This window comes from Arsenicitalea aurantiaca, assembly GCF_003994485.1.
Lineage (GTDB): Bacteria > Pseudomonadota > Alphaproteobacteria > Rhizobiales > Devosiaceae > Arsenicitalea > Arsenicitalea aurantiaca.
Genome location: NZ_RZNJ01000003.1, coordinates 493,820 through 514,688, shown reverse-complemented (window position 1 = coordinate 514,688; position 20,869 = coordinate 493,820). Strand labels below are relative to the sequence as shown.

Annotated in this window: 19 protein-coding genes and 1 riboswitch; of the genes, 12 read left to right on the top strand and 7 right to left on the bottom strand. The window is 68.3% G+C overall.

The window, feature by feature from the left end; all coding sequences use genetic code 11:
• Positions 1-127 precede the first annotated feature (127 nt).
• The 10 genes from EMQ25_RS11045 (at position 128) to EMQ25_RS11000 (ending at position 11,542) form a co-directional block, all read left to right on the top strand.
• Positions 128-1,012, top strand: a complete 885-nt coding sequence (locus EMQ25_RS11045; RefSeq protein ID WP_127188623.1) for a sugar phosphate isomerase/epimerase family protein — start codon at positions 128-130, stop codon at positions 1,010-1,012.
• Positions 1,013-1,209: 197 nt separating this feature from the next.
• Positions 1,210-2,778 (top strand): sugar ABC transporter ATP-binding protein, encoded by a 1,569-nt coding sequence (locus EMQ25_RS11040; protein ID WP_342210644.1) that lies wholly within the window; start codon positions 1,210-1,212, stop codon positions 2,776-2,778.
• Between the two features lie 19 nt (positions 2,779-2,797).
• Positions 2,798-3,781 (top strand): ABC transporter permease, encoded by a 984-nt coding sequence (locus EMQ25_RS11035; protein ID WP_127188622.1) that lies wholly within the window; start codon positions 2,798-2,800, stop codon positions 3,779-3,781.
• A 64-nt stretch (positions 3,782-3,845) separates the two neighbouring features.
• Positions 3,846-4,877 (top strand): substrate-binding domain-containing protein, encoded by a 1,032-nt coding sequence (locus EMQ25_RS11030; protein WP_127188621.1) that lies wholly within the window; start codon positions 3,846-3,848, stop codon positions 4,875-4,877.
• A gap of 162 nt (positions 4,878-5,039) precedes the next feature.
• Complete coding sequence (locus EMQ25_RS11025) at positions 5,040-6,257, top strand: ROK family transcriptional regulator (protein WP_127188620.1); 1,218 nt, start codon at positions 5,040-5,042, stop codon at positions 6,255-6,257.
• 7 nt (positions 6,258-6,264) lie between these two features.
• Complete coding sequence (locus EMQ25_RS11020) at positions 6,265-7,218, top strand: tagatose kinase (RefSeq protein ID WP_127188619.1); 954 nt, start codon at positions 6,265-6,267, stop codon at positions 7,216-7,218.
• Between the two features lie 5 nt (positions 7,219-7,223).
• A complete protein-coding gene (locus tag EMQ25_RS11015; protein ID WP_127188618.1) occupies positions 7,224-8,501 on the top strand; it encodes a D-tagatose-bisphosphate aldolase, class II, non-catalytic subunit in 1,278 nt (425 codons plus the stop codon).
• 83 nt (positions 8,502-8,584) lie between these two features.
• Positions 8,585-9,355 carry a TVP38/TMEM64 family protein gene (locus EMQ25_RS11010; protein WP_127188617.1) on the top strand — a complete coding sequence of 257 codons (771 nt, stop codon included), beginning with the start codon at positions 8,585-8,587 and terminating at the stop codon, positions 9,353-9,355.
• Between the two features lie 126 nt (positions 9,356-9,481).
• A complete protein-coding gene (locus EMQ25_RS11005; protein ID WP_127188616.1) occupies positions 9,482-10,693 on the top strand; it encodes an amidohydrolase family protein in 1,212 nt (403 codons plus the stop codon).
• Between the two features lie 90 nt (positions 10,694-10,783).
• Entirely contained in the window at positions 10,784-11,542 is a 759-nt protein-coding gene (locus EMQ25_RS11000; protein WP_127188615.1) for an SDR family oxidoreductase, read from the top strand.
• A 65-nt stretch (positions 11,543-11,607) separates the two neighbouring features.
• Here EMQ25_RS11000 and EMQ25_RS10995 read toward each other — a convergent pair whose 3' ends face one another.
• The 4 genes from EMQ25_RS10995 to EMQ25_RS10980 form a co-directional block, all read right to left on the bottom strand.
• Positions 11,608-12,618, bottom strand: a complete 1,011-nt coding sequence (locus EMQ25_RS10995; RefSeq protein WP_127188614.1) for an ABC transporter substrate-binding protein — start codon at positions 12,616-12,618, stop codon at positions 11,608-11,610.
• A complete protein-coding gene (locus EMQ25_RS10990) occupies positions 12,615-13,376 on the bottom strand; it encodes an ABC transporter ATP-binding protein (RefSeq protein WP_127188613.1) in 762 nt (253 codons plus the stop codon). Before EMQ25_RS10990 ends, EMQ25_RS10995 begins: the two co-directional genes overlap by 4 nt.
• Positions 13,373-14,140, bottom strand: coding sequence for an ABC transporter permease (locus EMQ25_RS10985; RefSeq protein WP_244606559.1), 768 nt, complete (start codon positions 14,138-14,140; stop codon positions 13,373-13,375). Before EMQ25_RS10985 ends, EMQ25_RS10990 begins: the two co-directional genes overlap by 4 nt.
• Positions 14,141-14,187: 47 nt before the next feature.
• A complete protein-coding gene (locus EMQ25_RS10980) occupies positions 14,188-14,796 on the bottom strand; it encodes a YkoF family thiamine/hydroxymethylpyrimidine-binding protein (protein ID WP_127188611.1) in 609 nt (202 codons plus the stop codon).
• A riboswitch (TPP riboswitch) is annotated at positions 14,789-14,901 on the bottom strand. (Overlaps the previous gene by 8 nt.)
• 123 nt (positions 14,902-15,024) lie before the next feature.
• On the opposite strand from EMQ25_RS10980, the gene EMQ25_RS10975 reads away from it, so the two are divergent.
• Entirely contained in the window at positions 15,025-16,029 is a 1,005-nt protein-coding gene (locus EMQ25_RS10975; protein WP_158626051.1) for a heparan-alpha-glucosaminide N-acetyltransferase, read from the top strand.
• Positions 16,030-16,242: 213 nt separating this feature from the next.
• On the opposite strand, the gene EMQ25_RS10970 is transcribed toward EMQ25_RS10975, so the two are convergent.
• Both EMQ25_RS10970 and EMQ25_RS10965 read right to left on the bottom strand, forming a co-directional pair.
• A complete protein-coding gene (locus tag EMQ25_RS10970; RefSeq protein ID WP_127188609.1) occupies positions 16,243-17,658 on the bottom strand; it encodes an ROK family protein in 1,416 nt (471 codons plus the stop codon).
• Positions 17,659-17,683: 25 nt separating this feature from the next.
• Complete coding sequence (locus tag EMQ25_RS10965) at positions 17,684-18,580, bottom strand: tagatose-bisphosphate aldolase (protein WP_127188608.1); 897 nt, start codon at positions 18,578-18,580, stop codon at positions 17,684-17,686.
• Between the two features lie 135 nt (positions 18,581-18,715).
• Between EMQ25_RS10965 and EMQ25_RS10960 the strand changes: the two genes are divergently transcribed.
• A complete protein-coding gene (locus tag EMQ25_RS10960; RefSeq protein ID WP_127188607.1) occupies positions 18,716-19,612 on the top strand; it encodes a sugar-binding transcriptional regulator in 897 nt (298 codons plus the stop codon).
• Here the strand turns inward: EMQ25_RS10960 and EMQ25_RS10955 are convergent, their stop codons facing one another.
• On the bottom strand, positions 19,613-20,800 hold the full coding sequence (locus tag EMQ25_RS10955) for an ROK family transcriptional regulator (RefSeq protein WP_127188606.1): 1,188 nt from the start codon (positions 20,798-20,800) through the stop codon (positions 19,613-19,615).
• Positions 20,801-20,869: the final 69 nt, after the last annotated feature.

Below are 20,869 nucleotides of genomic sequence, written 5' to 3'. Positions count from 1 at the left end.
GCTTGCTGAGGCGGCGGGTCCGATGGGTTCAGCCCGGTCGGACAGGCCCGATGCGGACGGTTCCGAGAGGGGCTGGTCTCGGCCAGCGCGTCATCCCCCCGATAAATTTCTTTGTGGAGGAGCATCGATGAAAAAGCTCGGCATTCATTCCTTCGTCTGGACGGGGGGCACGACCCAGGAGGATCTGGAGGGCGCGATGGAAAAATCGCACGCTCTCGGCTACGGCCTCGTGGAGTTTCCCCGCCTCGACCCCTCGAAATTCGACGTCGCCTGGCTCGCGCGCCGGCTCAAGGATTACGAGCTCGACGTCGTCGTCACCATGGGCCTGCCCAAGGATGCCGACATTTCGAGCGAGGATCCCGAGGCGGTCAAGCGCGGCGAGCAGGTGCTCAAGGACGCCGTGGCGGTGACGCGGGACCTCGGTGGCAAGAAGCTTGGCGGCATCATCTTCTCGGCCCATGGCAAGTATTACAGCCTGCCCACCCAGAAGGGCTGGGACAATTCGGTCTCGGTGATGAGCCGGGTTGCCGATATCGCCAAGGATGCGGGCGTCAGCCTCAACCTCGAAGTGGTGAACCGCTTCGAATCCAATCTGATCAATACCGCCGCGCAGGGGATGAAGTTCATCGCCGATGCGGGCTCGGACAACATCTTCCTCCACCTCGATACCTTCCACATGAACATCGAGGAGGCCGATCCGGCCCAGGCGATCCACCATACCGGCGACCGGCTGGGCTATTTCCACATCGGGGAGAGCAATCGCGGGTTCCTGGGCTCGGGCACGATCGACTTCGCGCCGATCTTCGATGCGCTCCACGCGATCGGCTACGAGGATTACCTCACCTTTGAATCCTTCTCCTCGGAGGTCGTTGACGAGGATCTGTCGATCACCTGCGGCATCTGGCGCAACACCTGGACCGATAACGTCGAAGTCGCCCGGCTGGCCAAGGCCTTCATCGAAGCCCGTCAGGGCGAGGCGATCCGGAAGGCTCGGACCGCGCGCACGGCCTGATTAACCCGGTTGCGCGCCGGGCAGGCGGGGTGGTTGATCGCTCCGCCGTCGCCCGGTGCGCGGGCGGCGGGCCCAGGACGGTGCGGTACTCCCATCCAGCCCCGGCTTGACTCGCCGCCATCATTATGTTTGCTTTCGCAACGAACAAAGAAGTGCCCGACAGAGGCGCTCGTTCAGCAGAGGAGAGGGAGGTCGCCATGGCCGGCAATCCATCAGCCACCGCCGTCGAACCGCGCCGCGAGGCGCGCGAGGATGCGGATCTGCGCGCGATGGGCTATGAGCTCGACCCCGACCTGCTGCTGGCCGCCACCGACGTCGCCAAGGCCTATTCGGGCGTGCCGGCGCTGATCGACGGGCGCATCCGCCTGCGGCGCGGCAGCGTGCATGCGCTCTGCGGCGGCAATGGCGCGGGCAAATCCACATTCCTCAACATCCTGATGGGCCTGCAGAAGGCCGATAGCGGCACGATCCTCGCCAAGGGGCGCGTCGTGCGCTACGGCTCGGCCGCCGAGGCACTGGCCGACGGCGTCGCGATCATCACCCAGGAGCTGAGCCCGGTCCTCGACATGACCGTGGCCGAAAACATCTATCTGGGGCGCGAGCCGCGCCGGGGCGGCTGGTTCGTCGACAAGAAGAAGATGGTCGCGGATGCCGCCGCGCTCTTTGCCCGGCTCAAATTCGACATCGACCCGCGCGCGCAGATGCGCCATCTCTCGGTCGCCAAGATCCAGCTCGTCGAGATCGCCAAGGCGATCAGCCGCGACAGCGACATCCTGATCATGGACGAGCCGACCTCCGCCATCGGCGAGAAGGAAGCCGCGACGCTCTTTGCCGCGATCGCCTCGCTGCGCGAGCAGGGCGTGGGGATCATCTATGTGAGCCACCGTCTGACCGATATCTTTTCGATCGCCGACGATTATACGGTGTTCCGCGACGGACGCTTCATCGAGACCGGGAGCCTTGCCGACATCGATCGCAAGCGCCTGATCAGCCTCATCGTCGGGCGCGATCTTGCCGACCAGCAGGCGCGCCCCACCACCGCGCGCGGCGAGACGATGATCGCGGCCGAGGGCTTTTCGCGGGACGGGCAGTTCGAGGATATCTCGGTCTCGATCGCGCGCGGCGAGATCGTCGGGCTTTACGGGCTGATGGGGGCAGGCCGCTCCGAATTCGCCAATGCGCTCTATGGCAATGGCCGGAAGGATAAGGGCACGGTCACGATCGAAGGCCGGCCGGTGGAGATCCGTTCGCCCACCGACGCTCTTGCCGCCGGCATCGCCATGATCACCGAGGACCGCAAGGAAACCGGGCTCGTGCTGACCTCCACCGTCAGCCAGAACGTCGTGCTCGCCGCGCTAAAGCGTTTCGCGCGGGGCGGCTTCGTCAGCGGGCGGCGCGAGGCCGAGGCGGTCGACGCGCAGATCAAGAGATTCCGCATCCGCACCGCATCGCGCCATTTGCTCGTGCAGCATCTCTCGGGGGGCAACCAGCAGAAGGTGGTGCTGGCCCGCTGCATCGAGACCGATCCCAAGATCCTCATCTGCGACGAGCCCACGCGCGGCATCGACGAAGGCGCCAAGCGCGAGATCTACGCCTTCCTCTCGGACTTCGCCGCCAAGGGCAATGCCGTGCTGCTGATCTCGTCCGAAATTCCCGAAATCCTCGCCAATGCCGACCGGATCATCGTGTTCCGGCGGGGGCGGATCGCGGGCGAACTCCCGGCCGCCGAGGCGAGCCAGGACGCCCTCGTCCATCTGGCCAGCTGACCGAGCAAGGACCCCGCACATGACCACAGAGCTATCGAGCGCAAATCCGGGCCGGGCCCGCCGGCAGATGGCAGCCGACATCCTCTCCAAATACGGGATCGTCCTCGCCTTCGTGATCCTCTTCGTCGCGCTTTCTTTCGCGCACCAGAACTTCCTCTCGACGGCCAATCTGACCAACGTGCTGCGCCAGGTGTCGATCAACGGCATCCTCGCGATCGGCATGACCTATGTGATCCTGACGGGCGGCATCGATCTGTCGGTCGGCTCGGTACTGGCGCTGTGCGGCGTGGTGGCGGGCAGCCTCGTCACCGGGGCCGATCCGGCCAATCCCGCGCTCGCCTTCCTCGCCGGCATCGGGGTAGGGGCGCTGGTCGGGGCGATCAACGGTATCCTCATCGCCCGGTTCAAGGTCACCGCCTTCGTGGTGACCCTCGGCATGCTCTCGATGGCGCGCGGGGCGACGCTGCTCTACAGCGACGGGCGCCCGATCCCCAATCTCAGCCCCGAATTCCGCTGGTTCGGCCAGGGGTTCGTGATGGGCGTGCCGGTGCCGGTAATCGTCTTCGCGCTCGTCTTCATCATCGCCTTCATCGTGCTGCGCTACACCGTCTACGGCCGCTGGATCTATGCGGTGGGCGGCAACATCAAGAGCGCGCGCACCAGCGGCATCCCGACCCGTTCGGTGATCTTTTCGGCCTACATGATCATGGGTGCGCTCGCCGGGCTTGCCGGGGTGATCCTGACCGCACGCACCACATCGGCGCTGCCGCAGGCGGGGCTCGGCTACGAGCTCGACGCCATCGCGGCCGTTGTCATCGGGGGCACGAGCCTCGTGGGCGGGGTGGGGTCGGTCACCTACACGCTGATCGGCGCGCTCATCATCGGGGTGATCTCCAACGGGCTCGACCTGCTCGGGGTCTCCTCCTACTACCAGCAGATCATCAAGGGCGCGATCATCGTCGTCGCCGTCCTCATCGATCGCTCCAGACATTCCAATCCGTAACGGATCCGCGGGCCCGCAGAGGCCCGGGGGACGACCAAGGAACGCCAGAAAAGGGAGGTCCCAAATGGCAAAGACTCTTCTCTCGCGCCGCCTGATGCTCGCAGCATTGGCCGGCACCAGCATGGTGGCGGCAGGCTTCGGCCTCGTCGGCACGGCTGCCGCACAGGAGGCCCGCATCGCCGCGGTGGTGCAGAGCCTCGACACCGAGTTCAACGTGCTCTGGGCCGATGCCGCCAACCGCCATCCGCTGGTTGAGGACGGCACCATTGCGCTCACCGTGCTCGATGGGCGCATGGATGCGCTGCAGCAGTCCAACCAGTTCGATACCGCCATCGCCGAAGGCTATGACGCGATCATCTTCGTGCCGGTCGACATCAACGCGGGCAATGATCCGGTGCAGCGCGCCATGGAGGCGGGCATCCCCGTCATCGGCTCGAACACGCTGATCTCGGACACCGACCTCTATGAGAGCTACATCAGCTCCAACGACGTCGAAGCCGGCCGCATCCTCGCCGAGTCCGTCATCGAGAAGATGGGCGGCTCGGGCAATGTCGTGATCGTCGAGGGCATGATCGGCCAGTCCGCGCAGGTCCAGCGCCTCGAGGGCATCGAGGAAGCGCTCGCCGCCAACCCGGACGTCACCGTGCTCGAGCAGCGCACGGCCAACTGGTCGCGGGCCGAAGCGCTCTCGCTCGTCGAAAACTGGCTGATCTCCCGCGGCGGCGAGATCAACGGCATCATCGCCCAGAATGACGAGATGGCGATCGGCGCGCTCGAGGCGGTCAAGGCCGCCGGGCTCGATCCGGCCGAAGTGCCGGTGGCCGGCGTCGACGGCGTCACCGATGCGCTGCTCGCCGTGCAGCGCGGCGAGATGATGTCGACGCTCCAGGACGCCGACGCGCAGGCCCAGGGCGCCATCGACCTCGCCATGGCCGCGATCGAGGGCGAGGGCTACGAGCCCCGCGCCGCGGTCTGGGACGTCAATGGCGGCGAGATGGCCTGGGATGGCGGGCAGTCCCAGCAGTACTCGGTGCCGTGGGTGCCGGTGACCGCCGACAATGTGGAGGACCTGCTGGCCATGCGCCAGAACCAGTAGCAGGAGCTCATGGCGGGTCCGCAAGGGCCCGCCATGCCGCCGGCCCGCGCGGTTGCGGGGCTGGCACCGCCCGGCCCGCCGGGTTAATAGGCAAGTCACGGGCCCGGCCCGCACCAGTCCGGGGGGCAGGGCGATGACAGCAATATTCGGAGGCAGACCCTAGTGGCGACGCCGCAATCGGTCCGTCATCTCAACGAGATCCGCGCCCTCAACGTCCTGTTTCGCACCGAGGGCATGAGCCGCGCCGACCTCGCGCGGGCGCTGGGGCTCAACCGCTCCACCACCGGCAACATCATCGCCAATCTGCGCGCCGACGCCCTCGTGATCGAGCGGCCCGACATGGCGCGCCCCGATGGCGAGACGCGCACCGGCCGGCCCGGCATCCATATCGAGATCGACGCCTTGGGCGCCTATTTCATCGGCGCCGAGATCGGGGTCGACCGGCTGACCGTGCTCGCCATCGATCTTGCCGCGCGCGAGGTCGCACGGCGCTCGATCGATTTTTCCACCGCGCTCGAAACTCCCGAGGCCGGGATTGCGCGCATTGCCGGCATGATCGGCGAGATCATCGCCATGCTGCCCGATCCGGGCCTCATCCGCGGGCTCTGCGTGGCGCTGCCGGCGCTGCTCGATCCCGAGGGCGTCGTCGTCAACGGGCTGATCCTCGGCTGGCAGGACGTGCGCCTGCGCGACGGGCTCGCCGAGCGCCTGCCGGTCGAGCTGCCGATCCACATCGAGAACGACGCCAACGCCTTTGCCATCGCCGAGACCTATCGGGATGCCGCCCACCAGAGCGAGACGGTCGCCTTCATGCTGATCGAGAACGGCGCGGGCGGGGGCATCGTCATCGGCGGCCGGCTCTTTCGCGGCAATTTCGGGCTCGCCGGCGAGTTCGGCCAGATCGCGATCGGCGGGGAGGGCTTCTTCCGCGGCCGGCACAAGATGGGGCACCTCGAAAGCTATATCGGCAAGGACGCGATCGTCGCGCGCTACCGCGCCAATGGCGGGCCCCAGGACGCAGGCCTCGAGCAGCTGCTCGAGGCGCTCGCGCGGCGCGACAAGATCGCGCTCCTCACCGCGCGGGACTGGGGCAGCAGGCTCGCGCTCGGGCTCGTCCAGGTCGCCAGCGTGCTCAATCCGGGCCAGATCATCCTCGGGGGCTCGGTCGCCCCGGTCTTTGCGGCGGTGGCCGAGGAGGTCGAAGCGGCCATGCGCGCCGAATTCATCGAGGGCTTCCCCATGCCCCGCATCCTCGTCTCGAGCCTCGGGCAGGAGGGGCCGGCGCTGGGCGCGGCGCTGCTTCTGCACCAGCGCATGCTCTCGGTGGACGAGAGCCTGATCTATCCCGGCGCCGCCCCCGAAACCCTGTTCAACGGCTGAAAGAGCAATGCCAACAGAACCGATCGTCACCATCGGCGAGATCCTCGTCGAGATCATGGCCGAAACCCGGGGCAATGGCTTTCGCGAGCCCCAGGCGCTGATCGGCCCCTTTCCGAGCGGCGCGCCCGCCATCTTCATCGACCAGGTGGCGAAGGCCGGCCATCCGGCCGCCATCGTCTCGGCAGTGGGGGACGATGATTTCGGCGCGCTCAACATCGACCGGCTGCGGGCCGATGGGGTCGACGTTTCGGCGATCGCGGTTTTGCCCGGCATCGCGACCGGCAGCGCCTTCGTGCGCTATCGGGAGGACGGGTCGCGCGACTTCGTGTTCAACATCCGCCACAGCGCGAGCGGGCAGCTGAGCCTGACCCCGGAGGCCGAACGCGTGCTCGAGGGCGCAGGTCACCTCCACGTCATGGGTTCGGCGCTCTCGATCCCCGCAACGCTCGGGCTGACGCTCGACGCGGTCAAATCCATCAAGGCACGCGGCGGCACGGTCTCGTTCGATCCCAATATCCGCAAGGAGATGCTGGGGGACAAGCAGATGGGCCCGGCGCTCAGGGCGGTGCTCGCGGTCACCGACATCTTCCTGCCCTCGGGCGAAGAGCTGGCGCTCTTTACCGGGGAGGACGACGAGGCGACCGGCATCGGCCGGCTGCTTCAAGGCGGGATCAGCGAAATCGTGCTGAAGCGCGGCGCGGCGGGCGCGAGCCATTTCGATGCGCAAGGGCGCACCGACATGGCGGGCTTTGCCGTCGAGGAGATCGACCCCACGGGCGCCGGAGATTGCTTTGGCGCCTGCTATCTCGTCTGCCGACGGCTCGGCATGAACGTGCCCGACGCCTTGCGCTACGCCAATGCGGCGGGCGCGCGCAACGTGACCATCAAGGGGCCGATGGAAGGCACATCGAGCCTTTCCGAGCTCGAGGCCTTCATCGCCTCGACCCCGCAACGGAGCTGACCGGAATGGATATCCTTGCCCAGCTCGCCCCCGACCACCGGGCAGGCCGCCCCACCGGCATCGTCTCGGTCTGCTCGGCCCATCGGATCGTTCTTCGGGCTGCGCTGGCCCAGGGAAGGGCACAAGGGACCCCGGTGCTGATCGAAGCCACCTGCAACCAGGTGAACCAGGATGGCGGTTATACCGGGATGACGCCGGCCGGTTTCCGCGCCTTCGTCGAGGACATTGCGCGAGAGGTCGGGTTTGATCCTAAAGGGTTGATCCTTGGGGGCGATCATCTGGGGCCCAACCCCTGGAAGCATCTGCCTTTCGAGGCGGCGTTCGCAAAGGCCGACGCGATGATGGCGGAGTTCGTTGCCGCCGGCTTCGGCAAGATCCATCTCGACTGCTCGATGGGCTGCGCCGGCGAGCCCGAGGCGCTTGACGACGAAACGACCGCGCTGCGCGCCGCCCGGCTGGCGAGGATCGCCGAGCGCGTCGCACAGGAGGAGGGGCTGGCAGCTCGGCTCTACATCATCGGTACCGAAGTGCCGACCCCGGGCGGCGCGACCCATGCGCTCGAGGGGCTCGTACCGACGGCTCCCGAGGCCGCGCGAAAGACGCTCGCCACCCATCGGCGGATTTTCGCCGAGGCTGGGCTCGAGGCGGCGCTCGGGCGCGTCATCGGCATGGTGGTGCAGCCGGGTGTGGAATTCGGCCATGAGGATGTGATCGCCTATAACCCGGAACGGGCGCGCGCGCTCGTCGGCCTTCTTGAGGACGAGCCCAGGCTCGTCTTCGAGGCGCATTCGACCGATTACCAGACCGAGGGGCATCTGCATGACCTCGTCGGGGACGGCTTCGCCATTCTGAAGGTCGGTCCGGGGCTGACCTTTGCGCTGCGCGAAGCGCTGTACGGGCTCGACCTCGTCGCGGGCGCGCTCGACCCCGACTATGGCGACCGCCCGCTCTGGCGCGCCATGGAAGCGCTGATGCTGGCCGAGCCCGGCCACTGGCAGAAATACTATCCGGGCACGCCGGCCGAGCAGGCGGTGCTGCGCCATTATTCCTATTCCGACCGCATTCGCTATTACTGGCCGCGACCGGAGGCCGAACAGGCCGTCAGGCGCCTCATGGCGGCGCTGGAAGGCCGGGCGCTGCCCGAGCCGCTTCTCTCCCAGTTTTTGCCGCGCGCAGCCGATGCGGTGCGGGCCGGAACGCTGGCGCCCGAAGCCCCCGCCATCCTCGAGCACGCCGTGCGCCATGTGCTCGACCAATATGCCCGGGCCGCACGGCAGGCCTGAGAGCCGGCCCCTTCACATCCGCGTGGCCAGACCTTAGCCTGTCGCATGGGGGTGAAACGGTTCGCCCGTATCAAGGCGATCTGGTGCTCGACAAGACCAAGGCGTTTCTCGCCCGCTATGGCGGGCTCCTGATCGGGGCTGCGCTGATCGCGACCATTGCGGGGCTCGTCTACGCCTTCGGGCTCAATGAACTTGATGCCGAAACGCTCGCGGCCAACTGGCGGAGCGTGTCGGGCCGGGTCGCGGCGGACCCGCTGCGGATCGGCGCCATCGCGGCGGCCTTCTACATGCTGCTGGTCATTGCGCTCCTGCCCGGGGTGCCGCTGATGACGATCCCGTTCGGGCTGGTCTTTGGCTGGCTGGGCGCGTCTCTCGTGGTTTCGGCGGGGATGCTCGCGGGGGTCACCATCCTCTATTTCGCGACGACGCGGCTCCTGCCCGCCTCGTTCGGGGGCAAGGCCGGCGGGCAGCTCGAGCGGCTTGCGGGGGGCGTGCGCGAAAACGCGGTGAGCTACATGCTGGTGCTGCGGCTGATGCCGGCGGTGCCCTTCACGCTCCTCAACGTCGCGCTGCCGGCGCTCAAGATCGGCTATCCCGCCTTTGTGCTGACGACGCTCGCCGGCATGCTGCCGCGCATCCTTGCCTATGCCTATGCCGGGGAGGGCCTGCGCGGGGTGATCAGCGAGCGGCTCCGCGAATGCCCGCCGGGGCAGGACGGCTGCGCGCCCGCGCTGTCGGCCGGCGACTTCCTCACCCCCGAAGTGCTGCTCGCAACGGGCCTTCTCGGCCTCGTCGCAATGCTCCCCATCGCCATCCGCTGGCTCGGCGCCCGCCGCAAGCGGGCGGGGCTTTAGGGCGATATTGCTCCTCGAGCACCCAGATGCTTTTCTCTATCCGGCCCGCCGCGATGGCGCTGCCCGCTCCTCCTCCCAACCTCCCCGCAAAGCGTCCTCCGCTGCGCCTGACCTCCGGAAATCACGATGACCCATGCTCCCGCCACCACCACCCTCTTTACCAATCTGCGCCTGCCCGGACGGAGGCGGGGGAGTTTGCTTGTGGGGGAGGGGAGGATCCTCGCCATCGTGCCCGAGGGGGAAGCCTTACCCGAGGGGGGCGAGCGGGTGGATCTGGGGGATGCGCTCGTGGTTCCGGGGTTCGTCGAGGGGCACATCCACCTCGATACGAGCTTTTATGGCGATGCCTGGAAGCCGCACATTCCCTGTACCAACGGGTTCGACGTGCGCGAGCGCGTCGCGTTCCAGGCGCAGAACATGGCCAATGCCGCGCCCATGGCCGAACGCGCAAAGAACCAGATCGCGCTCTGCGTGGGCCATGGCACGACGCGCATGCGCTCCCATGTGATGGTGGACGGCTCGGTCGGGCTCACATCCATCGAGACGATCCTCGCGGTGCGCGACGCGCACAAGGATCTGATCGACATCGAACTCGTCGCCTTTCCCCAGAGCGGGATCCTTTCGAGCCCGGGCACGCCCGAACTGCTGGAGACGGCGGTGGGGCTCGGCTGCGAGGTGATCGGCGGGCTGGATCCGGCATCGTTCGATCGCGACACGCACGCCCATCTCGACATCGTCTTCGGGATCGCCGAGCGGCGCGGGGTGAAGGTGGACATTCACCTCCATGACGGTGGGCTGCTCGGCGCCTACGAGATCGAGGAGATCGCCGCCCGGGCCCGCGCGCTCTCGATGGAAGGACGCGTGGCCATCAGCCATGCCTATGGGCTCGGCGATCTCGACCGCGACGCGCTCGGGCGGATCGCAGACACCCTCGCCCGCTCCGGGGTTGCCATCATGACCAACGCGCCGGGCGCTCGTGCCTTCCCGCCCGTCGCGGCCTTGCGCGCGGCGGGCGTCACCGTCTTTTCGGGCAGCGACAACATTCGCGACAGCTGGTGGCCTTATGGCGATGGGGACATGCTGCGGCGCGCCAACCTCATCGGCTATCGCTCGGGGTTCTACGAGGATCACGAGCTTGAAATGGCCTTCGACATCGTGACCCATGCCGGCGCGAAGGCGCTCGGGCTTGCCGATTACGGGCTCGCCGAAGGGATGCGCGCCGATTTCGTGACGCTCGGTGCCGAACACCTGCCCCAGGCAGTGGTCGGCGTGCCCGGCGGCCGTGCCGTCTACCGGGCCGGGCGGTGCATCGCGCGCGATGGCGTGGTGCTCGGCTAGGCCGGGGCTCGGAGAAAGGGCGGGGGTGCGTTGCGGCCCGGCTTGGGCTAACAACGCCCCACCGAACACTCTTCTTGAAGGACAGCAGTCATGGATCTCGCCATTGCGGGCAAGCGCGCCCTGGTACTGGGCGCTAGTCGCGGCCTCGGGGGCGCCAGCGCCCGACTTCTCCACGCCGAGGGCGTCGACGTGATCGCGGCGGCCCGCTCGGCGGGTGAGATGACCGCGGCCGAGCGGTTCACCCCCCATGTGGTCGATCTTTCCGATCGCGGCTCGGTCGAGGCGCTGATCGCGCATCTGGGCAAGATCGGCGGGGTGGATATCCTCGTCAACAATACCGGCGGCCCCAAGGCCGGCCCCGCAATGGGCCAGACCCGCGAGACCTGGCTTGCCGCCTTCGAGACGATGGCGACCTCGATCTTCTCGATCACCGAGGCGGTGCTGCCCGGGATGATCGAGCGCAAATGGGGCCGCATCATCACCATCGGCTCCTCGGGCATCGAGCAGCCGATCGGCAACCTTGCGCTCTCCAATGGCGTGCGGGCCGCGATCGCCGGCTGGTCCAAGACGCTGGCGAGCGAAGTCGCGCGCCATGGCATCACCGTCAACATGGTGCTGCCCGGCCGCATCGATACCGACCGGCTGCGCAGCATCGACAAGGCCAATGCCGAAAATTCGGGCAAGGACCTCGCCCGGGTGCAGGAGGCCTCGATCGCCGAGATCCCGGCCGGTCGCTATGGCGATGCCGACGAGTTCGGGGCGGTGGTCGCCTTCCTCGCGGGCGCCGGGGCAAGCTATGTCACGGGCTCAATGATCCGCGTCGATGGCGGGCTCACCCGCTCGGTCTAGCGTTCTATCGGCGGTGCTGCGCCGATGCCGTGGGGTTCGGCGCAGCCCTGTTTAGGGCCGAACGCCTAGGGCTGCGCGTCTTCGGGCAGATAGGCATTGGTGAAATAGGCCGAAAAATCGGGGCGCTCGGCGAGGGGCTCGGCGTTTACGTCGAGCAGCATGCCGGAGGTGAAGAGGAATTCGCCCATAGCGGCGAATTTTTCGGGGTCGATGGTGCCGATGGCGCCGGTTTCGCTCGCAAGGTAATGGCCCTCATTGAGCGCAGCGAGCGAGGCACGGGCGAGGCTGTCGTCGGGCAGCGCGGTCGGATTGGCCGCAACCAGGAGGCGGGCGGCCTCCTCCTCGTTTTCCACCGCAAAGGCATAGCCCCGCCGGAGCGCCTCAAGGAAGGCGCGGGCGGTTTCGGGCTCGGCCTCGAGAAAGGCGGTGCTCGAGGCGATGAAATTGGTGTGCTGGTCGGGCACGCCGTAATCGGCATAGCGGAAGCGCCGTTGCTCGGTGCCTTCGAGTTCGGCCTTCACGCCCTCCCAGGTCACGACCTCCATGGTGAAATCGACGCTGCCATTGGCGAGCGCCTCATAGGCGGAGGTGCCCAGGGTCACGGTTTCGAACGTGCCGTCCCCGCCATCATTGCGGATGAGGGTCGAGATCAGCCGGTCCTCCCAGGCGCTGCCGAAGCCGGCATAGACGAGCCCGTCGAGGTCGGCGGGACGGGCGATGTCCTGCCGATCCGCGTTGAGGACGATGCGCCCCGTCTCGGTCTGGACCACGGCGTAGACCGCAATGATGTCCACACCGGCGCTGTGCTGGGAATAGAGCTGGAGCGCATCGACGACGCCGAAATCGGCGACCCGGTTCGCGATCAGCGTGCCGACGGCCGCATCGGTATAAGGCAGGATCTCGACCTCGAGCCCGGCCTCGTCGAAATAGCCCAGCTCCTGGGCCACGTAGAGCCCCACATGATTGGTATTGGGCGTCCAGTCGAGCGCGATCCGCACCGGCTCGGCGGCAGCGGGAAAGGCGCTCGCGAGAAGGAGGGCGACGGGCAAAACGATACGGGGCTTGATGGAGGTCATGGGATCTGTCCTTGGCTGGGGTCGAGAAGGGTGTCGAGGAGTCGGGCCTCGATCCGAAGCGCCTCGGGGGTAGCGAGGTCGGCCTGGCTGCGCGGGCGCGGGAGCGGCACGTGGATTTCGGCGACGACCCGGGCCGGGCGCGGGGAGAGCAGGTAGATCCTGTCCGAGAGCAGGATCGCCTCGCGCACGTCATGGGTGATGAGCAGCGCCGTCCAGCGATGGCGCTGCCACATGGCGGCGAGCCAGCGCTGCATGCCGGCCCGCGTCAGCGCGTCGAGCGCGCCGAAGGGCTCGTCGAGCAGCAGCATGGGCCGATCCATGACGATGGTGCGCAGGAGCGCCGCGCGCTGGCGCATGCCGCCCGAAAGCTGGGCGGGGTAATGGTGCTGGAAGCCCGAAAGGCCGAACTCGGCAAAGAGCGGCGCGACGCGCGCCCGGGCCTCGTGCCGGGGCACCCCCGCGATCTCGAGCCCGAGGCTCGCATTGCCGATGATCGTGCGCCAGTCCATCAGCGCGTCGCGTTGCGGCATGAAGGCGAAGGGCGCGGTCTGTTCGGCGATGGGCGCCCCGTCGAGCCGGATGGTACCCCGATCGGGCCGGCCGCCGGTGAGAAGGCGAAAGAGCGTCGACTTGCCCGCGCCCGAGGGGCCGAGGAGCGAGACGAACTCCCCCTTGCCCACCTCGAGATCGAGCCCGTCGAGCACCTGAAGCCCGTCATAGGCCTTGGCGAGATCCGAAACCGAGAGCCGCGGGGTCATCGCCGAGGCTCCCGGAAGCGGGCCCAGGGCATGGCAATGCGCTCGGCGAGAATGGCGAGCCCGAAAAGGCAGAGCGTGAGCACCGCGCTGACCCCGACCGCGGCGAGGACGAGATCGGGGCGGAAATTGTTCTTGGCCGAGAGGATATAGATGCCGAGCCCGCGCGCGGCGCCCGCATATTCGGCGAAGATCGCCGCCACCACCGCATAGGTGGTGGAGATCCGAAGGCCCGCAAAGAAATAGGGCAGTGCCGAGGGCAGGCGGGCCTGCCGGAAGATCGCGGCGCGGCCAGCGCCCATCGTCCCCAGCAGCCATTCGAGGTCGGGCTCGGTCGCCTCATAGCCCTTGAGCCAGGCGACCAGCATCGGAAAGAAGGTAACGAAGGCGACGAGCAGGATTTTAGGCGCGAGCCCGAAGCCGAACCAGAGGATGACGAGCGGGGCGATGGCGATGAGCGGCAGGGTCTGGCTGATCACCAGCACCGGCAGGAGCGCGCGGCGCAGGGCGGGCGAAAAATCGATGACGACCGAGAGGACGAACGCGACGCAGAGCGACAGCATGAACCCCAGAACCGTCGCCTGGACGGTCGGCCAGGTGTTCTGGGCGAGCGAGGGCCAGTTGAGCACGCCCTGCGCCCAGATGCGCGAGGGCGCGGGCAGGGTGGTGGGCGCAATACCCGACAGCGCGACATAGCTCTCCCACAAAAGGAGAAGGATCGTGATGGCCGAAAGTGCGGGCGCGATGCGCCAGAGGCGTTCGAGCATGGGATTGACCATTTGGTGTGGAAGGCCGGGCGCGGCGCCCGGGGCGCTCAGCGCCGGCTCGGGCTGTTGGCCGAGACCGTGAGGTCCATCACCACATGGGCCGAGCCATGCCCGAACCGCCAGAAGGCCGAACCGAGCGTGGAAAAGACCGGGCCGGCATCCCCGTCGATCCGCGTGACGAGCGATTTTGGCGTTGTCCTCAGGCCCGAACCCTGGAGGAACTCGATGCAGCCGGCGATCTCGGCGCTGTGGCTGTCCGAGCCGGGCACGTAGAGCGCAAATTGCGCGGCGATTTCGATGCCCGTGATCGGCGCGGCGCGGGTTTCGGCGATCGCCTCGGTGATCCTACCCGCGAGCGGGGGCAAGGGGCCGGTGGCGATGTCCGAGCCGCAGATCGGGTCATCGGTCGCGCCGGGGCAGCCGCGCGAGACGGTTGCCGAGAGCGTGACATGCCGGCCCGATGCCGCCGCCGCCACGAAGAGGTCGCGCATCGCGGGATAAAGCGTCTCGGGGGGCGCGACGATCAGCGTGGAAAGATCGTCGGTCTCGGTCCGCAGATGCGGGCGATAGCGTTCGAGGACGCCGATCGCATCGAGGATCACGCCGACGAAGCCGTCGGTCATGGGATATAGGGAGAGTTGTGCTGCGCTATACATGAAGTCCGCCTCGCTCCGCTGGTATTACCCAGATCAGCTTTAGGGTCTTAGGGCTTGGCGCCCAGGTCTCAGCCCCGGCAATACGGAGCACCCCTGTGGATGACCGGGTTCTAGCGGTTCGGGGCGGCGATGACAAGGGGTGGGGCAGAAAGGGGCGGGCATAGGGGTGGTGCGGGTGTCGCCATGCGACTAGGCTCGGGATCGCGTTTCCCCCCCGCGAGGACCATGATGACCCAGACCGCCACCGCGCCGCGGCCCGATCTCGCGCCGACCCCGCGCGTCGGATTGATCGATGCGCTGCGTGGCGCGGCGATCACCGGCATGATCGTCTATCACCTCGCCTGGGACCTCAGCTATTTCTGGTTTATCGCGGTGGACGTCTCGACCGATCCGGGCTGGGTGGCGTTCGCGCGGCTGCTCGTGGGCATTTTTCTGTTCCTCGTGGGCGCGAGCCTCGTGCTTGCGCATGGGCGAGGGATCCGCTGGCGGGCGTTCTTCAAGCGCTTCGCCATGCTGGTGGGCGCTGCGCTCCTCATCAGCATCGCGACCTTCGTCATCTTCCCGCAGAGCTTCGTCTTTTTCGGCATATTGCATGCCATCGCACTGCTGAGCCTCCTCGCGCTGCCATTTCTGCGCGCCCATCCGGGGATCGTGCTCGGGCTTGCCGTAGCTTCGATCGCCCTGCCGTTCCTTTTCCGCGATGCGGCGTTCGATACGAAATGGCTGGCCTGGATCGGGCTCTGGGAGGAGGTGCCGGTGACCAATGACCTGGTTCCGGTTTTCCCCTGGTTCGGCGTCGTGCTCCTCGGCGTCCTCGCCACCCGCGCTGCGCTTGCAACGGGGTTTGCCGAGCGCCTCGCCCGGGTTCGCCCGAGCGGTCCGGCTTTCAAGGGGCTCGTGCTTCTGGGACGCTGGAGCCTCGTCATCTATCTCATTCACCAGCCGATCCTGCTCGGCATCCTCTATCCCGCCGCGCAGGTGCTGGCGCCGGCGGCCGGGCGTCAGGAGGCCGAATTCCTCACCAGTTGCGAGGCGAGCTGCGCCGCGACGCGCGGGGACGCGGTCGCCTGCGCCGCCTATTGTGGATGCAGCCTGCAGACGGTGATCGAGGATGATCTCTGGGCTGCGATCGCGATCGACAATCCTGGTGATGAGCAGACCGCGGCGCTGGGAAGGATCACCGGCCAATGCGCGCCCTTGCTCGAAGGGGTTCTCGCGCCGGCTGCGCCTTGATCGAAATCAGCGCGGAACCCTTTGCGGGCGCAAGGGGTTAGTCCCCCAGATGCGGCGCGTGTCAACCGGACGCGACGGCATAGGGAACAGTGCGGTTTTTCCGGTTTCTCGCACTGGCCGACGAATTGGCAGCCGAGCCCTTGTCCCGTCCGTGCCGCATCAGTCCTCCTCCCCGAAAGGGCCTCCGCCTCCTCCCCGGCGGGGGCCCTTCCCCTATCTTCGCCCCAGAAGCGTTCGCACCTGTCGGGCGAGGGCCTCCGCATCGATCGGCGCGCTCGTGTCGACCGGGATCGTCTCCCCGCGACCGAAGGGTTCGGCGCGTTCGGCGAGCGCGATGAGTTCGGGGACGTATTCGGCCCCGGGATGCCCGGCCGGCCGGGTGCCGAGGCGGGCCGCGTAGCGCTCCCCCAGAAGCGGGCCGGGCGCGTGGCACCAGATTTCGACAAAGCCCGAGACGCCCGTTTCGGCAAGCCGCGCCGCGAGCCTCTCATAGGGCACGAAACCGAACCACGCATCGAGGATGAGGGTCGCGCCCGGCGGTGCCGCGCCGACGATCTGCCACATGGCCTCGAAACTCGCCTCCCCGAGACGGCGGTTGAACGGCCGGTCTCCACCACCGAGCGCAATGAGGAAGGGGTTCTTGATGGTATCGAGCGCGATGACCGGCCAGCCGGTGAGCGTGGCGATCTCCGCCGATACGCTGCTCTTGCCGCTCGCAGGGATGCCGTTGACGAGGACGACCCGGCGGCCGGGCCCCGCGCCGTTGCGCCGCAAGGCCTCGAGCCCTGCGCCGATGACGCCCGCATCGTCACCGAGTTCGGCGGCTGCGATGGGCGCGGTGTACCAGGGCGCTTCGGCGGCAAGCGCGGCCTGGGCCCGTGCGGCGGCCTGTCCGAGCCCGCCCCCCAGAATGACGAGATCGGGCGAGAGCCCCGCGACCATGCTGTCGATGGCGGCGCGAAGCGGACGCGACCAGGCCGAAAGAACAGCGGTGGCGCGCGCATCGCCCGCATCGCTTGCGGCAAAGAGTTGGTCTGCCGTGGTGCCGGCAGGCAGGCCCGCCTCCGCAATGTGCCGGCCGAGGGCCGTGCCCGAACTCAGCGTCTCGACGCAGCCGCGGCGCCCGCAGACGCATTGGGGTCCGTCGAGAGCGACAGTGAGATGGCCGAGCTGGCCCGCCGTGCCATTGCCCCGCAGCAGCGCGCCGGCATCGGCGATGGCCGCGCCAATTCCGGTGCCGATGGTGAACATGACGATGTTGGCATGCCCGCGACCCGCCCCGAGGGCCATTTCGCCAGCGAGGGCCATATTGGCGTCATTGTCGACGATCACCGGGCGGCCGGTCGCTTCGGCGATACGCGGGCCGGGCTTGACCGGGGTCAGGTCGACATAGCCGCCCGAAAGCACGGTGCCGGTCGTCGCATTGACGCGGCCGGGGACGCCGAGGCCGATGGCGGCGACGGCGGGGCCGTCGAGCTCGCCGATCATCTCAAGGATCGCCTCGAGCACGATCGCCGGATCGCGGTCGCTGCGGCGGGCGCGCCGGGCAAGGATGGTCCCGTCCGGCCCGATGCGCGCGGCGCGGATATTGGTGCCCCCGATATCGATGCCGATGGCCTCGCGCTCCATTGCGGCGCTCCTCCGTGGCGGCCGGTCAGCCGAAATGACGCGCGACGACCGCCTGGATCTCCCTCAGCCGGCCGACGGCGATTTCGGAGAGCTTCGTGCGCGAGACCGCGCGGTCGAGCGAGATGCAATCCTTCCAGAGCGACCGGCCCGCGATGACCCCCGATGCGCCGGCGGCCATGGCGATCTCGACCTGGCCGAGGAAAGTCTCGTGATCGACGCCCGCCGAGAGGACCGCCCAAGGGACGTCGCCGGCCAGCTCGGTGACCTGCCGGCAGGCTTCGGGCGTGCCGGGATAGGGCAGCTTCAGCACCTTGGCGCCGAGCTCGAGGCAGATCTTGGTGCCCCCCACGATCAGTTCGGGGATGCGCGCGGTGTAGTCGGCCTTGCTCTCGCCTTCGAGGGGATAGGTGAGGAATTCGACCACCAGCAGCAGATCCTCGGCGGCGAAATCGGCGATCGCCTGCTCAAGAAGCGCGATATTGTGGGTGTTGGCCGCCGGCGTGTCCGAACGCAGATAGACCATGATCTTGCCGCCGGTGCCTCCGAGCGCGCGGACGCGCCGGGCGGTGACACCCTCGACGAGCTTGGAGAGCCGGTGGCCCTCGGGAGAAACGTCCCAGCCCGAGGCGTCGAGCCCGATGAGGAGCGCCGTATCGCGCCGCAGCACGCCCTCGTCGACGACCTGCGGGACCGCGCAGACGGGGTCGAGCAGCACGCAGGACGCGGCGCTGGCGAGATAGCGGGTGATGTCGGCCTTGGTCTCCCCGAGGGTCGCGTTGGAAATCTGCGCCTCCTCCTCGGGGGTGGACGCGAGCAGCTTGCGCATGCCGCCGCGCTGGTCGCAGGCGATCACCATCATGGCGCCATTGGCCCCGCAGATCTGCTGATAGCCGCGCTTTTCGGCCGTGGTCATGCTGGTCATCGAGGGCTCCTCCTGCAACAAGACGATTGCATCGCCGGCGGCGCCGCGCGATAACGTTTAACGCTGTAACATCTTGCTGAAAGGAATTGCAAGCTGGCTCGGCACGACGCTCCCTCAGGCCAGGCGACCCGCGCCATGGTCCATATGGCCGCAAAGCTGCATTATGAGGCGGACCTGCCGCAGGTCGAGATCGCCCGCCGGCTCGGGGTTTCAACCGCGACCGTGTCGCGGCTGATCCAGCGGGCGCGCGCGGAAGGGATCGTGCGCATCGAAGTGCGCGATCTTGCGGCACCCGAAGCGCTGGCGGCAGAGCTTCGCGAGCGGCTGGGGCTGCGGGCGGCCGCGGTGATCGACGCGCCGCCCGGCCAGGCGCTGCCGGGGCTGGCGGCGCCGCTGGGCGCGCTTCTCCTCGAGATGAACCTTGCGCCCGGAGCAGTGCTCGCCATCGGCTGGGGACGGGCGGTGCGGGAAATCATCCGGGCCGGTCTGCCGCCGCTTCCGGGCGTGCTGACGGTAGCGGCGACGGGCGGGATGCAGCAGCATGCGGCCCATTTCCAGATCAACGAATTCGTGCGCCTCGCGGCCGAGCAGACCGGGGGCACGCCGCATTTCCTCCATGCGCCCTATCTGCCGGGGGGCGAACTGCGCGAGGTCTTCCTCGCCGATCCCGCGATTGCGGAGACCGTCGCGCTCTGGGACCGCGTGGACGTCGCGATCCTCGGGGTGGGGCTGCCCCATGGCTCAAACGGCTCCGATCCGGCCGCCCCCATGCCGGGCGAGGACGAGCTGGCCGGCGCGGCCGGGGACGTCATCCGGCACTATTTCCGGGCCGATGGGGGCGTGCTCGACTGGACGGGGGAGCGGCGGATGATCGCGATGTCGACCGCGCAGTTGCGGGGTGCGCGGCTCGCCATCGGCGTCGCTTCGGGCACCGAAAAGGCCATGGCGATCGCGGGCGCGGCCCGGGCGGGCCTTATCAGCGGGCTCGTGACCGACGCGACGACGGCAGAGGCAGTGCTCGCCATCGCCTGATCAGCCGGCCAGGTCGACATTGGAGAGGTCGAATTCCTCGTGATGGGCCATGGCTGCGGCCCCGATAGCGCATTCGAAGGGACCGAGCCGCGAGACGACGATCCGCGGACGCGTCATGCCGGGCACGATCCGGTTGGCGAGCCGGTCTTCGAGCGTTTCGGCAAGCGCGGGGAGGATAGGCAGCATCGCTCCGCCGAGGATGATCTCGCTCGGGTTGAAGATGTTGGTGATGATGACGAGGCCCTGCAGCAGGTGCTGGGCGATCGTCTCGATGGCGCCGCGCGCGGCGGGGTCGCCCGCTGCGGCACGCTCGGCGACGCGGGCCGGGAGCGTCAGGTCGGCCTCCTGCTCGTCGACCTCCTCATGGGCGAAATAGCGCTGCAGGGCGCGGATGTTGACAAAGGTCTCGAGGCACCCGGACTGTCCGCAATGGCAGGCGGGGCCAGATGGAGCGATGGGGATGTGGCCGAATTCCGTGCCGAGCCCGTCGGCACCGCGCACCAGTCGGTCGCCGTCGATCACGGCGCCCCCGCAGCCGGTGCCGAGCTTGAGATAGACGCTCACCTCGCCCGGGGCGCGGGCCTTGAGGTGAATGTGCCCGAAGGCGGCGGCGTTGGCATTGTTGGCGAGATGAACCGGCACGGCGAGTGCCTCGGCGAGAAGGCGCGCCAGGGGCACGTCGCGCCAGCCCAGGATCGGCAGGTTGACCACATGGCCGTCCCGCCGCACGAGGCCGGGCACGGTGACCCCGACGGCGCGGATCCGCCCGCGATAGGCTGCGCGGGCGCCGAACTGGACGAGGCTCTCGGCCATGAGCGCCACGACGCGCGCGGGCCCGTCGGCCGGGCCGAGCGGCAGCGAGCGGGTATCGACGATTGTGCCCGCCAGGTCGCTGAGGGCGAGCCGTAGGACCCCGACCCCGATCTCGGCGCCGAGGAAGAAGGCGCCATCAGCCCTCAGGCCGAGATCGATGCCGGGCCGGCCGACATCGCGCCGCCCGCGCGTGCGCGCCGATACGATCTCGACGACGAGGCCACGCGAGAGGAGATCCTCCACCATGTCGCTGATTGCGGCGCGGGTGAGCGAGAGCCGCCGGGCGAGCGCCGCGCGCGGCTGCGGCCCCTCGAGCCTCAGCGCGGCGAGCAGGCGGCGCTCATTGACGTGCCGGACGAGCGTCTGATTGGCCATGTCCCTCTCGGTGGGCGGGTTGAGGCGCCCTCGTTAGCATCGGGCGGGGCGCGCGACGAGCCCGATCGA

Coding starts and splice junctions, on each gene's coding strand:
- EMQ25_RS10955 (WP_127188606.1), bottom strand. CDS start 20,800: ATGGCCAATCAGACGCTCGTCCGGCACGTCAATGAGCGCCGCCTGCTC.
- EMQ25_RS11015 (WP_127188618.1), top strand. CDS start 7,224: ATGGATATCCTTGCCCAGCTCGCCCCCGACCACCGGGCAGGCCGCCCC.
- EMQ25_RS11000 (WP_127188615.1), top strand. CDS start 10,784: ATGGATCTCGCCATTGCGGGCAAGCGCGCCCTGGTACTGGGCGCTAGT.
- EMQ25_RS10980 (WP_127188611.1), bottom strand. CDS start 14,796: ATGTATAGCGCAGCACAACTCTCCCTATATCCCATGACCGACGGCTTC.
- EMQ25_RS11005 (WP_127188616.1), top strand. CDS start 9,482: ATGACCCATGCTCCCGCCACCACCACCCTCTTTACCAATCTGCGCCTG.
- EMQ25_RS10960 (WP_127188607.1), top strand. CDS start 18,716: ATGGTCCATATGGCCGCAAAGCTGCATTATGAGGCGGACCTGCCGCAG.
- EMQ25_RS10970 (WP_127188609.1), bottom strand. CDS start 17,658: ATGGAGCGCGAGGCCATCGGCATCGATATCGGGGGCACCAATATCCGC.
- EMQ25_RS10965 (WP_127188608.1), bottom strand. CDS start 18,580: ATGACCAGCATGACCACGGCCGAAAAGCGCGGCTATCAGCAGATCTGC.
- EMQ25_RS10985 (WP_244606559.1), bottom strand. CDS start 14,140: ATGCTCGAACGCCTCTGGCGCATCGCGCCCGCACTTTCGGCCATCACG.
- EMQ25_RS10975 (WP_158626051.1), top strand. CDS start 15,025: ATGACCCAGACCGCCACCGCGCCGCGGCCCGATCTCGCGCCGACCCCG.
- EMQ25_RS11030 (WP_127188621.1), top strand. CDS start 3,846: ATGGCAAAGACTCTTCTCTCGCGCCGCCTGATGCTCGCAGCATTGGCC.
- EMQ25_RS11020 (WP_127188619.1), top strand. CDS start 6,265: ATGCCAACAGAACCGATCGTCACCATCGGCGAGATCCTCGTCGAGATC.
- EMQ25_RS10995 (WP_127188614.1), bottom strand. CDS start 12,618: ATGACCTCCATCAAGCCCCGTATCGTTTTGCCCGTCGCCCTCCTTCTC.
- EMQ25_RS11040 (WP_342210644.1), top strand. CDS start 1,210: ATGGCCGGCAATCCATCAGCCACCGCCGTCGAACCGCGCCGCGAGGCG.
- EMQ25_RS11045 (WP_127188623.1), top strand. CDS start 128: ATGAAAAAGCTCGGCATTCATTCCTTCGTCTGGACGGGGGGCACGACC.
- EMQ25_RS11035 (WP_127188622.1), top strand. CDS start 2,798: ATGACCACAGAGCTATCGAGCGCAAATCCGGGCCGGGCCCGCCGGCAG.
- EMQ25_RS10990 (WP_127188613.1), bottom strand. CDS start 13,376: ATGACCCCGCGGCTCTCGGTTTCGGATCTCGCCAAGGCCTATGACGGG.